Below are 13596 nucleotides of genomic sequence, written 5' to 3' on the forward strand. Positions count from 1 at the left end.
GTGCCGAAGAACAAGAACCGGACTCAGATGTCCAGGAACTTGATGCTCTTGGCGTTGCGGGTGATGAACGAGCGCCGTGCCTCGACGTCCTCGCCCATGAGCACGCTGAACAGCTCGTCGGCGGTGGCCGCGTCGTCCATGGTGACCTGGCGCAGGATCCGGTTCGCCGGGTCCATCGTGGTCTCCCACAGCTCCTCGGCGTTCATCTCGCCGAGACCCTTGTACCGCTGGATGTTGTCGTCCTTGCCGAGACGCTTGCCGGCCGCCAGACCGTCCCTGATCATGGCGTCCTTCTCCCGGTCGGAGTAGCAGTACTCCGGCTCGGTGCGCTGCCACTTGATCTTGTAGAGCGGCGGCTGCGCGAGGTAGACGTGGTTGTGCTCGATGAGCGGCTGCATGAAGCGGAACAGCAGCGTGAGCAGCAGCGTGCGGATGTGCTGGCCGTCGACGTCGGCGTCGGCCATCAGCACGATCTTGTGGTAGCGCAGCTTCGACAGGTCGAACTCGTCGTGGATGCCGGTGCCGAGCGCGGTGATGAGCGACTGGACCTCGGTGTTCTTGAGGACGCGGTCGATGCGGGCCTTCTCGACGTTGATGATCTTGCCGCGGATCGGCAGGATCGCCTGGTACATCGAGTCGCGGCCTTCCTTGGCCGAGCCGCCTGCCGAGTCACCCTCGACGATGTAGAGCTCGCAACGCTCCGGCTCGGTCGAACGGCAGTCCTTGAGCTTGCCCGGCAGGCCGCCGATGTCCAGCGCACCCTTGCGGCGCACCAGTTCGCGGGCCTTGCGAGCGGCGATGCGGGCCTGCGCCGACGACACCGACTTGGTGACGATCGTCTTCGCCTCGTTGGGGTGCCGCTCGAACCAGTCGGCCAGGTGCTCGTTCGTCGACTTCTGCACGAACGACTTGGCCTCGCTGTTGCCCAGCTTGGTCTTCGTCTGGCCCTCGAACTGCGGTTCCTTCAGCTTCACCGAGATGATCGCGGCGAGACCCTCGCGGATGTCGTCACCGGTGAGGTTGGCGTCCTTCTCCTTGAGCAGCTTCTTCTCGCGCGCGTACTCGTTGACGACACGCGTCAACGCGGCGCGGAAGCCCTCTTCGTGCGTGCCGCCCTCGTGCGTGTTGATCGTGTTCGCGAACGTGTAGACCGACGCGGTGTAGCCGGTGTTCCACTGCATCGCGACCTCGACCTGGAGGTCCTCACCCTGCGCCTCGAAGCCGATGACCTTCTGGTGCACGGCGTCGCGGGTGTGGTTGATGTGGCGGACGAAGTCCTCCAGACCACCGGGGTAGTGGAAGACGCGCTCCTTCACCGCGGCCTTGTGGCCCTCGGCGTCGGCCTCCTCGTCCTCCGGCGAGACCCGCTCGTCGCGCAGGATGATCGTGATCCCCTTGTTGAGGAACGCCATCTCCTGCAGGCGGCGTGCGATCGTCTCGACGTTGTACTCGGTGGTCTCGAAGATCTCCGGGTCGGCCCAGAACGTGACGCTGGTGCCGGTCTCGGACGTCGGCGCGCCCTTCTCCAGCGGCGCCGGCTTCGAGTTCTCGTAGCGCTGGGTCCAGTTGAAGCCCTTGTGCCTGATCTCGAGATCGACGGCCGTGGACAGCGCGTTGACCACCGAGATGCCGACGCCGTGCAGACCGCCGGACACCGCGTAGGAGTCGCTGTCGAACTTGCCGCCCGCGTGCAGCTTGGTCATGACGACCTCGACGGTCGGGATGCCCTCGACCGGGTGGATGTCGGTCGGGATGCCACGACCGTCGTCGATGACCCGGACACCGCCGTTGGCCAGCAGGGTGACGTCGACCGTCGTCGCGAAGCCGGCCATCGCCTCGTCGACCGAGTTGTCCACAACCTCCTGGACCAGGTGGTGCAGACCGCGCTCGCCGGTCGAGCCGATGTACATGCCCGGCCTCTTGCGCACTGCCTCAAGACCTTCGAGGACGGTGATCGAGGACGCGCCGTACTCATTCTTCTTAGCTGACACGGGCCTGGGGTCTCCTCGCTGATGCAGGCATCGCCCGCACGATGATGGGTGACGCTCCCTGTGATTCTACCGGGCCACCCCGACAGAAAGGGGGCAAGGACACCTTTGATTCAGTCACAGAGCGCCTCGTGAGGCGCAAGACGGGTCAGGACGGCTGAAACGGGGGTTCAAATCCGCAGGTGAACGCTCATTGAGCCACAGAATCGCCGCTGAGCCCTTGACAGGACCTCACCCGTAGGTGTCACGCGGACCGCGCCCAGGAACGTGCCTGGGGCCGTGTCGCCAGTTGGGAGCGTCCGGTCCCTTGATCTTGAGCCGTTTGACGACGCCGTGACCGACTCCCGCGGCAATCCTCTTGAGCAGATCGCGCTGCAGCAGGCGCAGCTGAGTGGCCCACGCCGTCGACGACGCCTGGACCGTCAGTTCCCCGTCACTGAGAGCGATCGGTTTCGCGTGCTCGGCGACGTCCTCACCTACCAATTTTGCCCAACGGCCGAAGACCTGGCCACCCTGAAGTTGCTCGACCCAGCCCCGGTCGGCGGCGATCCGCGACGCGATCCTGCCGATCATCTGGGGGTCGCGGTCGTCCGGTCCGGGACCCGACCAGCGACGGCGCCGGCGACCGACCGGACGGCCCTTCGACTTGCTGCCGGGGGTGCGGCCGCGGGCCTTCGCACTCGCCTTCGCGGCCTCCAGAGCAGCCCGCGCGAGGTCAGAACCCTTCAGTGGCTCACCCTCAGGTGTGAATGAACCTGTGGACAAGTCCGGATTTGTGACGGAGTTATCCACACCATCCACAGACTTGTCCCCAGATGTGTGGGCGGACACACCCGATCGAGCTACATCTTGGGGATCTGAGTTAGACACGCCGGACCTCCCCGCCACCGACCTCGAACCGGGCACCGCTCAGCTCGTCCGGCACGTCCTCCGCCACCGCGGCGGTGATCAGGACCTGCTCGGCGGCGGCCGCGACCTTCGCCAGCTGCTGCCGCCGGCCGCGGTCGAGCTCCGCGAACACATCGTCCAGCACGAGCACCGGTTCGATGCCGTCGACACGCATCAACTCGTACCCGCCGAGCCTCAGAGCGAGCGCGAACGACCATGACTCTCCGTGACTGGCGTAGCCCTTCGCGGGGAGCTCACCGAGCGTCAGATCGAGATCGTCGCGGTGCGGGCCGACGAGGCACACCCCTCGTTCGATCTCCTGCCGGCGCACCCGGTCGAGCTCGGCCAGCAACAGGTCCTCGATGCTCTCCCTGTCTTCCGGAAGGTCGCCGACGCTCGACCTGTAGGAGATGAGCGCCGGGCGTGACTCCGGAGCGACCTCCGCGTACGCGTTGGTCACGTGGTCCGCCATGTCGCGGACCAGCTTCAGCCGCGCGGCCAGGAGCTCCGCGCCGTGCTTGGCGAGATGCCCGTCCCAGACGTCGAGCGTCGAGAGGTCCGCCGACCGTGAATGCTTCACCGTCTTCAACAACGCGCTGCGCTGCTTGAGGACACGGTCGTAGTCGCTGCGAACGCCCGCGTACCTCGGCGCGCGCAACACCAGCATCTCGTCGAGGAACCGGCGCCGGTCGCCCGGATCGCCGCGCACAAGAGAGAGGTCCTCCGGTGCGAACAACACGGTGCGCAGAATCCCGAGCACATCGCGCGGACGGGGCACCGGACCGCGGTTGATCCGAGCCCGGTTCGCCTTGCCCGCGGTGATCTCGAGCTCCACGAGCAGCTCGCGGTCGTCGTTGACCACGGCCGCCCGCACGACGGCGCGCTGAGCACCGTGCCGGATCAGTGGTGCGTCCGTGGCGACGCGGTGCGAACCCAGCGTCGCCACGTACCCGATCGCCTCGACCAGGTTCGTCTTGCCCTGACCGTTGCGCCCGACGAGCACCGACACTCCGGGCTCGAGCTCCAGGTCCGCGAGCTCCCACGAGCGGAAGTCGCTGACCTGGAGATGTCTGACGTGCACTTATGCCTTCTGAACGGAGTGGCCACCGAACTGGTTGCGCAGCGCGGCGACCGCGCGCATCGCGGGCGAGTCCTCCTGCCGCGACTGGAACCGCGCGAACAGCGCCGCGGAGATGACGGGGAGCGGCACCGCGTTGTTGATGCCCTCCTCGACGGTCCACCGGCCCTCGCCCGAGTCCTCGACGTACCCGCGCAGGTCGTCGAGCTCGGGGTCCGACTCCAGCGCGCGCACCAACAGGTCGAGCAGCCACGACCGCACGACGGTGCCGCGCTGCCAGGCCGAGATCACCGCGGGGACGTTGTCCACGACGTCGGTCTTGTCGAGCAGCTCGAAGCCCTCGGCGTACGCCTGCATCAGGCCGTACTCGATGCCGTTGTGCACCATCTTCGAGTAGTGACCGGCGCCGACCTTGCCCGCGTGCGCGAAGCCTTCCTCGCGCGGACCCTCCGGACGGAGCGCGTCGAAGATCGGCATCGCCTGCTCGACGTGCGCGGCGTCGCCACCGACCATCAGCGCGTAGCCGTTGTCCAGACCCCACACGCCACCGGACACGCCGCAGTCGAGGTAGCCGATCTCCTTCTCCGCCAACAGGTCCGCGTGGATCCGGTCGTCGGTGAACTTGGAGTTGCCGCCGTCGACCACGAGGTCGCCGGGCGACAGCAGCTCGGACAGCTCCTTCACCGTGTTACGGGTGATCTCGCCGGCGGGCACCATCACCCACACCACGCGCGGCGCCTCGAGCTTGGACACCATGTCCGCCAACGACTCCGAGTCGCTGACCTCCGGGTTGCGGTCGTAGCCGATCACCTCGTGACCGGCTCGACGCACCCGCTCGCGCATGTTGAAACCCATCTTGCCGAGGCCGACGAGTCCGAGCTGCACGGTGTTCTCCCCTAAACGTTTCTCGTTACCCGGTAAGAGGTTTTAGCCGGGCAGGCGAACGGGCATCAGGAGGTACAGGTAACCCGGCGCCACGTTCCCATCCTCGTCCACCGGCTTGAGCAGTGCCGGGCGGCTGGGTGTGGTGAAGGACAAGTGGACACGGGGCGTGCGAACCGCTCCGAGGCCGTCGAGGAGGTACCCGGGGTTGAACGCGATCGTGACCGCGTCGCCGGTGTACTCGACCGGAAGCTCTTCCTCGGCCGAACCCTCGTCGTCGCCACCGGCGGACAGGCGCAGGCCGCCGTCCACGAACTCGAGCCGGACCTGGGTGCCGCGCTCGGCGACGAGCGACACGCGCTTGATCGCCTGGACGAGCGTGTCGACCTCGATGATCGCGGCGGCCGAGTGCTCGGTCGGCAGCAGCTGCCGGTACTTCGGGAAGTCCGCGTCGAGCAGGCGGGTCGTCGTGCGCTTGCCGGAACCGGACAGACCGAGCAGTCCGTCGTTCGCCGCGAGCGACATCTCGACCTTGCCACCGGACGAGCCGAGCGTCTTGGCCGCGTCGCCGAGCGTGCGGGCCGGGACCAGAACCGCGACCTCGCCGAGGGAAGCGTCCGGCTCCCACGGGAACTCGCGCATCGCGAGGCGGAAGCGGTCGGTGGCGACGAGGGTCAGCTTGCCGTCGCCGATCTCGACGCGCACACCGGTGAGCATCGGGAGCGTGTCGTCCTTGCCGGCCGCGACCGCGACCTGACCGACGGCCTCGCCGAAGACCTCGCCGGGAAGCTCGCCGATGAGCTGAGGCATCGACGGCAGCGCGGGGTAGTCCTCGACCGGCATCGTCGGGAGGCTGAACCTGGCGCTGCCGCAGCTGATCATCATGCGAGCGCCGTCGACCGCGATCTCGACCGGGTGGTTCGGGAGCGCCTTGGTGATGTCCGCGAGCAGACGCCCGGAGACCAGCGCGCGGCCGCCGTCGGCGATCGTCGCCGGGACACCGACCTGAGCCGAGACCTCGTAGTCGAATCCCGAGACCGTCAGCGACTCGTCCGACTCCGCGTCGAGCAGCACGCCGCCCAGCACGGGAACCGGCGGACGGGACGGAAGGCTGCGAGCGACCCAGGCGACAGCGTCGGCGAGGCCGTCGCGTTCGACGCGGATCTTCATGAGGCGTCCTTTCCTCGACAGTCGACAAGCCCAACCACAGCAACGAGCCACAGTGGGGGTTGGGGAGCCTCGTCTCTCGGCGTCGGTACCTCGACTCCGAGGGCGGAGCATCCACCGTAGAGCGTCCTGGCCCTTCTCGTCACTTCGGGGTTCGGGCACCGATCCCCAGGAGCTGTCCCCCGCTGTTTTGCTTTTGAAGTTCTTCCTAGAAGAGATCAACAGCAGTAACAGTAGGCGTTGTGGATACTGGGGACAGGCCTTAAACCTGCTGGTCAAGGTGTCACCCACCATGTGGACTAAGGGGGGATGGCACCCGGGGACAGATCGGCGCACCCGGGGACAGCCGGTTGTGCACAGCTCTCGATCCACAGATCGTCCACAGTTGTCCCCGGGTGCGTCCCCGGGTGCGGCGCAGTTGTACCCGGGTGTTCAACAGGCTTCTGTGGCCAGATCGTGGCCGGGGCCACAAGTTTTTCTAGTTGTCCCCACCCCTTCGAGTGCGGTGCGCAAACAGTAAGCCCCTCTCCGTGGCCGAGCACCCCTCGATTCCACCCGGGTTCGAGCGCGCGCGTACGGCTCGTGCGGCTGTACGCGCCGTACGGGTCTCCTTGTAAGCGAACAAAAAGAAGGGGCCCTCCGCGGTGGAGGACCCCTCGTCGTACCCAGGTTGGAATCAGGGAGCGTGGCGGGCGCGCTGCTTGATCCGCGACGTCAGCTCCTGGACCTGGTCGTAGATCCGGCGGCGCTCGGCCATCTCCTTGCGGATCTTCTTGTCCGCGTGCATGACGGTCGTGTGGTCGCGGCCGCCGAACGTCTGACCGATCTTCGGCAGCGACAGATCCGTCAGCTCGCGGCACAGGTACATGGAGATCTGCCGCGCCTGCGCGAGCGCCTTCGTCTTACCCGGGCCGCAGAGGTCGTCGATCGTGACGCCGAAGAACTCCGCGGTGACCGCCATGATCGTCGGCGCGGTGATCTCCGGAGCGTGCGAGTCGGGGATCAGGTCGCGCAGCACGATCTCGGCGAGCTGGACGTCGACCGGCTGACGGTTGAGCGACGCGAACGCCGTGACGCGGATGAGCGCGCCTTCCAGTTCGCGGATGTTCCGCTCTATGCGCGCGGCGATGAACTCCAGCACCTCGGCCGGGGCCGCGAGCCGGTCCTGCGCCGCCTTCTTGCGGAGGATCGCGATCCGGGTCTCGAGCTCGGGCGGCTGGATGTCCGTGATCAGACCCCACTCGAACCGCGTGCGCAGGCGGTCTTCCAGCGTCTCCAGCCGCTTGGGCGGCCGGTCGCTCGACACCACGATCTGCTTGTTCGTGTTGTGGAGCGTGTTGAACGTGTGGAAGAACTCCTCCTGCGTACCTTCCTTGCCCTCCAGGAACTGGATGTCGTCGACGAGAAGAACGTCGATGTCCCGGTAGCGGCGCTGGAAGGCGACCTTGCGGTCGTCGCGCAGCGAGTTGATGAAGTCGTTGGTGAACTCCTCGGTCGACACGTAGCGCACGCGCATGCCGGGGAACAGGCGCTGGGCGTAGTGCCCGACGGCGTGCAGCAGGTGCGTCTTGCCGAGGCCGCTCTCGCCCCAGATGAAGAGCGGGTTGTACGCCCGGGCGGGAGCCTCGGCCACCGCGACCGCGGCGGCGTGCGCGAACCGGTTCGAGGCGCCGATGACGAACGTGTCGAAGTTGTACTTCTCGTTCAGTCGCGTCTGCGAGGGCGACGGGTTGGCGGGCCGCGTGAACGGGGTACCGCCGTTGGGCGTCGCGCCACCGCCGGTGTTCGCGGTGTTGAACGTGGGCCAGATCTCGGTGACGGCGGCGAGCGCGTCGCCGGCTTCGTCGACCTCGTCGGAGTCCGAGCTTTCCGTTGCTGTGTCAGCGTTTGTAGCAACGGTCGCGACCGCGTCGTCCGTGATCACGGAGCCGGGCGTGTCGCCGTTGGGAAGAGGCGGCACGGGCTGGACGGCCTGCACCGGGATGGGCGTGGTCGGCGGGCTCACCGGCTCCGGCGAGTCGACCTTCACCGCGAGGGAGACAGTGCGGCCGAGCCTGCGGGACAGGGCGGCGGTGATCGGGTCGCGCAGTGCGCGTTCGATCGCCTCTTTCGCGAAGTCGCTCGGAGCCGCGAGCAGGGCGGTCCCGTCCAGAAGACCGATCGGACGGGTGACCCTCATCCACGCGCGTTGCTGAGGGGACAGGTGGCTCGTGGCGAGCTCCTGCACCACCTCGGCCCACACGAGACCAAGGTCGACCTGCTGGCTAGACACCTCCGCGCTCCCCTCCCCTCCACCGGAGCCCACAAGACTCCACATGTGGACACGGAGAATAGAGGCATCCACAGAGTTATCCACAACTGTGCACTAAACGGTGCGTTGTGTTGCCGGTACGGTGGCGGCTCCCTCGCCAGCTCCGGCATGCGCGAGGGAAGAACGGTAACAAGGCCCGGCACGCCTCACAAGACGTGGCGTCGGCCACCCCGATTTGGTCGCTGCACCCGGGCGTGCGTACCCTCGTACGAGTCTCCCGCTTGCGACGGGCGCCTTTCGCGCGCCTACGTCCACTGCCGTCGGGGACAACCACAAGGCTTTGTCAGCAGTGAAGCACCGGGAGACCGACCGTGAGCAAGGGTAAGCGCACCTTCCAGCCCAACAACCGCCGCCGCGCGAAGACGCACGGCTTCCGGCTGCGCATGCGGACCCGCGCCGGCCGCGCCATTCTGGCCGCGCGCCGCAGCAAGGGCCGTGCCACGCTGTCCGCCTGACAGCGGCTGGTTAGCGCAGCGTCGTCGTGCTTCCACCGGCCGCCCGGCTCACCCGCAGCCAGGACTTCGGCCTGGTGGTCCGCCGAGGCCGCCGCGCCGGACGACCCCGGTTGGTCGTCCACGCCTTGACGCCTGACGTGCCCACCTTGGATTCGTCCAAGGTGGGCTTCGTCGTGAGCAAGGCAGTTGGCAACTCGGTGGTCCGCCACCGCGTGTACCGGCGGTTGCGGCACGTTGTTCGTCCCTCGTTGGCCGACATGCCGCCGGGAACTCTCGTGGTCGTGCGAGCGTTGGCCCCGGCAGCAGCGGCGTCGAGTGCCGAGCTCGCTGCCGACTTCTCCTCCGCTCTGCGCAAGGTGCTGCGATGACCACGTTGCCCGCGAAGGTCGCCCTGCTGCCGGTGCACTTCTACCGGAAGTTCATCTCACCCCTGCTGCCGCCGACCTGTCGCTTCTACCCGAGCTGCAGCGCGTACGCGGTGGAAGCCCTGACCGTCCACGGTGCGTTGCGGGGAACCTGGCTGACCATCCGCCGGTTGCTGCGCTGCGGACCCTGGCACCCTGGAGGCCTGGACCCCGTTCCGCCGAGGCGGCAGGTCCCCGACGTATCCACCGAGGAGTAGCTCCGTGCTCAACTTCATCTACTACCCGGTGTCCTTCATCTTGTGGTGTTGGCACTGGGTCTTCGGCCACGTCTTCGGTGAGTCGAGCGGGTTCGCCTGGGCGCTCTCCGTCATCTTCCTGGTCTTCACCCTCCGCGCCATCCTGTTCAAGCCGTTCGTCGGCCAGGTGCGGTCCATGCGGCGAATGCAGGAGTTCGCCCCGGAGATGCAGAAGATCAAGAAGAAGTACCCGAACGACCGCCAGCGCCAGGCCCAGGAGATGCAGAAGCTCCAGTCCGAGCACGGCGTGAACCCGCTCGGCGGCTGCCTGCCGATGCTGGTGCAGATCCCGGTGTTCATCGGTCTGTTCCACGTGCTGCGCTCGTTCAAGCCCGGCTGGGGCGAGGTCTACTTCTTCGACGCGAAGGGCGTCGAGTCGTTCGTCAACGCCAAGCTCTTCGGCGCGAACCTCTCCACGTTCATCACGATGCCGGCCGAGCAGCTCGCGCAGTTCGCCACCGACCGCACGAACGTGATCCTGGTGTCCGTGCCGCTGATGATCGTGGCGTCCATCGCGACCCACTTCACGGCCCGCCACTCGGTCGCCCGCCAGAACCAGGCCGCCCTGGACAACCCCCAGACGGCGATCATGAACAAGCTGACGCTCTACATCTTCCCGCTGGGCGTCCTCGTCGGTGGCTTCTTCTTCCCCGTCGCGATCCTGCTGTACTGGCTGTCCAACAACGCCTGGACCCTCGGCCAGCAGCACATCGTCTACAAGCGCATCGACTCCGAGGAAGAGGAGAAGAAGGCCACCGCGGTGGAGACGCGGCAGGCCCTCGCCCCGAAGCCGGGCGCCAAGCCGGTCAACCCGAAGAAGCCCGCCCCAGGAGCCAAGCCCACCGCAGGCGCGAACGGCGCCAAGCGCATGCCGACCGCGGGCCCGAGCGGCCCGTCGAAGTCGACCGACGCGAACGGCAGCTCCAACACCGAGATTCCCGGCCTGATCTCAGGCCGATCCACCAGCAAGAAGCCGGGCAACAAGAAGCGCCGCTGATTTCGGGCTTCTGCCCCGGAGAGGAGACATCGTGTCGGAGACCTTGCAGGCGACCGACGACGTGGAGGCGTCGTCGCCGGCCGAGGCCGAGGCTGACACCTCGACCGAGACCGAGACCGAGACTGAGCCGCAGTCGCAGAGCAAGACCGAGGACCTGCTCGTCCAGGAAGGCGACATCGCCGGCGACTACCTCGAGCGCCTGCTCGACCTGCTCGACTACGACGGCGACATCGACCTGGACGTGGAAGGCGGCCGCGCGGTCATCAGCATCGACGGCGGCGAAGACCTTTCGAAGCTGGTCGGCCCCCGCGGCAACGTCCTCGAATCACTCCAGGAACTCACCCGCCTGGCCGTGCAGCAGGAAACCGGCGTCCGCTCCCGCCTCATGCTCGACATCGCCCAGTGGCGAGCAGGCCGCCGCGCCGAGCTCGCAGAGCTCGGCCGCTCCACCGCCGAGAAGGTGCTGGCTTCCGGCGAACGCGCCCGCCTGCACCCGATGACCCCGTTCGAGCGCAAGGTCGTCCACGACGCCGTCGCCTCGCTCGCGGGCGTGCACAGCGAGAGCGAAGGCGAAGAGCCGCAGCGTCGGGTAATCATCTTCCCGAAGCCCTGACGCTTCCTCGTTCGAGCGGCCCCTGACTCCCCCGGAGTCAGGGGCCGTTTGCTGTTCCGCCCAAGGGAGCACGACGTGGGATCGGGGTCTCGGTGCGCGGTGGCTACGGGTGTTCGGGCGTTGGCGACATGTCGATACAGCGGGGCGTCGGTAGGGCCCTCGGGATCTTGTGGCGGGTGGATGGAGCGGCGGAAGCGGGCCAGAGATGGAGCGTGCCAGGGACTGACCGCGCCACGGATAGAGGGAAGCCGGGGGTGGGCGGGAGCCAGGGACGGAGGGAAGCCGGGGATGGAAGGAAGCCGGAGACGGACGCGAGGCAGGGACGGACGCGAGGCAGGGACGGACGCGAGGCAGGGACGGACGCGAGGCAGGGACGGACGCGAGGCAGGGACGGACGCGAGGCAGGGACGGGACGGGAGCTAGGGATGGGCGGGAGGTAGGGATCGAGCGCGCGAGATCTGAGGTCGAGCGGACGGGAGGGCGAGCGGCGAGCAAAGGCGCAAACGGTAGGCGAGAGCGTGAGCGGTAGGACCCAGGGGTTCGGCCGCGTGGCGAACAACGGCCCGTCGTGAACGACCGGCCGTCGTAGCGGACGAGCGGCGGCAGAAGGAGCGGCCGCAATGGAAGAGGGCAACTCGGCGGGTACCCAGCTCTCATCGGCGACTGTGTGACGGATAGGCAGACATGGCGCTTAGAGATGGCGGTGGGCCAGCGCCATCCACCGGGTCAACTCCCCGCGATGCCGAAGGCAAGCGGCGATGGCGAAGCCGAGCCGAGAGCGGGCGAACAACGAGGCGACGGCGAAGCCGAGACCCCCAGCTGTGGGCGACGCGAAGCGAGCCCGAACGAGAGCATCGCAACGCGGCAAGCCGGTGATGACCGCCAGCTAACGACGAGACGTGCCCACGCTGCAAAGCGATCGGGCTTGACTTTGGGTGCGAGGTGCTACCGTTTCGCGGATCGGGCGGGTGCGAAGCATCCGCCCTTTTCCGTCCGACAGAGCGCCTCGCAAGGGCCCCGAAGTCAAGCCCGATCGCGATCGTCGCGAAGCGGCGATGACGGAACCAAAGCTCGTCCAGACCCGCGTGCCCACCCACGCAAGGTGAGAGAACGCCCGGCAGGCGACCACCCCGCTGGAACGCAACCAGCCAGAGCAAGCCGACCCGCACGCCACGCCCCCCAAGAGCGCATCACTGTTCCACGTGAAACCAACGCTCCCGATCCCCCCACCACGCAGACAACCACTCCTCCTGCTCCCGCGTATCCGGCACCGCAAACCCCAGAGCCTCCGAGATCAACCTCCAAGCCTCCCCAGGCGGCACGCCGTCCATCCCCAACAACAACCCGGCCAACAACGACGACCGCCCAATCCCGGCCCAACAGTGGAACACCACATGCGCCCCCTCCCGATACAGCGCATGCAGCGGCCGAACACAAGCGACAGCGTCGGACACCGACGGCACCGTCCGATCCTCAATCGGGAAGCTGACGAACTGGAGTCCACAAGCCGAGGCAACGCGCGGCTCGTCGACGAGATCGCACTCGACGCGTTCGGCGGGAGTCTGAGCTGACACGAGCACGTCGACTCCAAGCGACCGCAGCCCGCGCAGCTTGCCCTCCAGAAGGTCCCCGCCGGCCGGGTGACCCATCGTCGAAACCGCGCCTGGACCGGGATGAGTGACGGTGAAGATGGTTGGAAGCAACTTTCCCCCAAGTTTCACGTGAAACAGCGCTCAGGATTTGGCGGAGCGCACGGTCGATCCGTCATGATGGTCCCCTGGCATTCGCCAGCTTTTCCACCGGCCGCCGGACGTTGCAGCCGCCGCGTGGTTTCACGTGAAACGTGCACGGACGGAGAACATGGCCGGGGAATTGCCCGACAACGCGAAGCTCGTCTTCGGTGAGCACGTTGACCGTGCCGCCGAGTTCGTCCGGCTCCTCACCGAGCACGGCGTCGAGCGAGGGCTCATCGGGCCTCGCGAGGTCGACAAGATTTGGGATCGCCACGTGCTCAACTCGGCGGTGATCGAGGAGCTGTTCAACCAGAACGAGCGCGTTGTCGACGTAGGCTCGGGAGCGGGGCTGCCGGGTGTGCCGCTGGCGATCGCGCGGCCGGATCTGAGGATCACGCTTCTGGAGCCGATGGCGAGAAGGATTGCCTGGCTCGAGGAAATGAAGGAGCTTCTCCAGCTCGACAACGTCACGGTCCTCAGGGGTCGGGCGGAGGAGGGGCCGATCCGCAAGCAGCTGCTGAACTGTGACGCGGTGACGGCCAGGGCTGTGGCTCCTCTGGAGAAGCTGGCGAAGTGGTGCCTTCCGCTCCTCAAGGGTAGCGGGCGGATGGTGGCGCTCAAGGGCGAGCGCGCGCAGGAAGAGCTGGATCGCGACGGGGCTGCGGTTGAACGCCTGGGGGGCGTCAACGGAACGGTCGTCGTCGTGGGAGCGGACGTACTTGAGGTGCCTACGACGGTGCTGATCGTCGAGCGCCAGACGAGGAGGGATCGGTGAGCGTGTACCCGGAGTTTCAGGCAGCCGATGTTCCACGTGAAACCGAGC

13 protein-coding genes are annotated in these 13596 nt (G+C 67.3%); 6 read left to right on the forward strand and 7 right to left on the reverse strand.

What is annotated here, in order from left to right:
• Positions 1-23: 23 nt before the first annotated feature.
• The 6 genes from gyrB to dnaA all read right to left on the reverse strand — a co-directional run bounded on the left by gyrB (position 24) and on the right by dnaA (position 8275).
• A complete protein-coding gene (gene gyrB / locus AB0M24_RS26005; RefSeq protein ID WP_363772914.1) occupies positions 24-1991 on the reverse strand; it encodes a DNA topoisomerase (ATP-hydrolyzing) subunit B in 1968 nt (655 codons plus the stop codon).
• A 228-nt stretch (positions 1992-2219) separates the two neighbouring features.
• Positions 2220-2753: a DciA family protein gene (locus tag AB0M24_RS26010; RefSeq protein WP_363772917.1), complete on the reverse strand. Its 534-nt coding sequence runs from the start codon at positions 2751-2753 to the stop codon at positions 2220-2222.
• Positions 2754-2850: 97 nt separating this feature from the next.
• Positions 2851-3957, reverse strand: a complete 1107-nt coding sequence (gene recF / locus AB0M24_RS26015) for a DNA replication/repair protein RecF (RefSeq protein ID WP_363772920.1) — start codon at positions 3955-3957, stop codon at positions 2851-2853.
• On the reverse strand, positions 3958-4839 hold the full coding sequence (gnd, locus tag AB0M24_RS26020; protein ID WP_363772923.1) for a phosphogluconate dehydrogenase (NAD(+)-dependent, decarboxylating): 882 nt from the start codon (positions 4837-4839) through the stop codon (positions 3958-3960). It lies immediately after the preceding gene.
• A gap of 42 nt (positions 4840-4881) precedes the next feature.
• A complete protein-coding gene (gene dnaN / locus AB0M24_RS26025; protein ID WP_363772926.1) occupies positions 4882-6006 on the reverse strand; it encodes a DNA polymerase III subunit beta in 1125 nt (374 codons plus the stop codon).
• A 673-nt stretch (positions 6007-6679) separates the two neighbouring features.
• Positions 6680-8275: a chromosomal replication initiator protein DnaA gene (gene dnaA / locus AB0M24_RS26030; RefSeq protein WP_363772929.1), complete on the reverse strand. Its 1596-nt coding sequence runs from the start codon at positions 8273-8275 to the stop codon at positions 6680-6682.
• A 350-nt stretch (positions 8276-8625) separates the two neighbouring features.
• On the opposite strand from dnaA, the gene rpmH reads away from it, so the two are divergent.
• The 5 genes from rpmH to AB0M24_RS26055 are packed head-to-tail and all read left to right on the forward strand — an operon-like array spanning position 8626 to position 11040.
• Positions 8626-8769: a 50S ribosomal protein L34 gene (gene rpmH, locus AB0M24_RS26035; protein WP_030465619.1), complete on the forward strand. Its 144-nt coding sequence runs from the start codon at positions 8626-8628 to the stop codon at positions 8767-8769.
• A 26-nt stretch (positions 8770-8795) separates the two neighbouring features.
• Positions 8796-9137 carry a ribonuclease P protein component gene (gene rnpA / locus AB0M24_RS26040; protein ID WP_363772933.1) on the forward strand — a complete coding sequence of 114 codons (342 nt, stop codon included), beginning with the start codon at positions 8796-8798 and terminating at the stop codon, positions 9135-9137.
• Entirely contained in the window at positions 9134-9391 is a 258-nt protein-coding gene (gene yidD, locus AB0M24_RS26045) for a membrane protein insertion efficiency factor YidD (protein WP_030480223.1), read from the forward strand. The genes rnpA and yidD overlap by 4 nt, the downstream gene beginning before the upstream one ends.
• A 4-nt stretch (positions 9392-9395) precedes the next feature.
• Positions 9396-10427: a membrane protein insertase YidC gene (yidC, locus tag AB0M24_RS26050; protein ID WP_363772937.1), complete on the forward strand. Its 1032-nt coding sequence runs from the start codon at positions 9396-9398 to the stop codon at positions 10425-10427.
• A 31-nt stretch (positions 10428-10458) separates the two neighbouring features.
• On the forward strand, positions 10459-11040 hold the full coding sequence (locus AB0M24_RS26055; protein ID WP_363772940.1) for a R3H domain-containing nucleic acid-binding protein: 582 nt from the start codon (positions 10459-10461) through the stop codon (positions 11038-11040).
• A 1190-nt stretch (positions 11041-12230) separates the two neighbouring features.
• Here AB0M24_RS26055 and AB0M24_RS26060 read toward each other — a convergent pair.
• The gene (locus AB0M24_RS26060) at positions 12231-12761 is read right to left on the reverse strand and encodes a hypothetical protein (protein ID WP_363772943.1); all 531 of its coding nucleotides are present in this window, start codon (positions 12759-12761) and stop codon (positions 12231-12233) included.
• Between the two features lie 139 nt (positions 12762-12900).
• On the opposite strand from AB0M24_RS26060, the gene rsmG reads away from it, so the two are divergent.
• Positions 12901-13548, forward strand: a complete 648-nt coding sequence (gene rsmG, locus AB0M24_RS26065) for a 16S rRNA (guanine(527)-N(7))-methyltransferase RsmG (RefSeq protein WP_363773423.1) — start codon at positions 12901-12903, stop codon at positions 13546-13548.
• Positions 13549-13596 lie beyond the last annotated feature (48 nt).

This window comes from Lentzea sp. NPDC051838 (genome assembly GCF_040681245.1).
Lineage (GTDB): Bacteria > Actinomycetota > Actinomycetes > Mycobacteriales > Pseudonocardiaceae > Lentzea.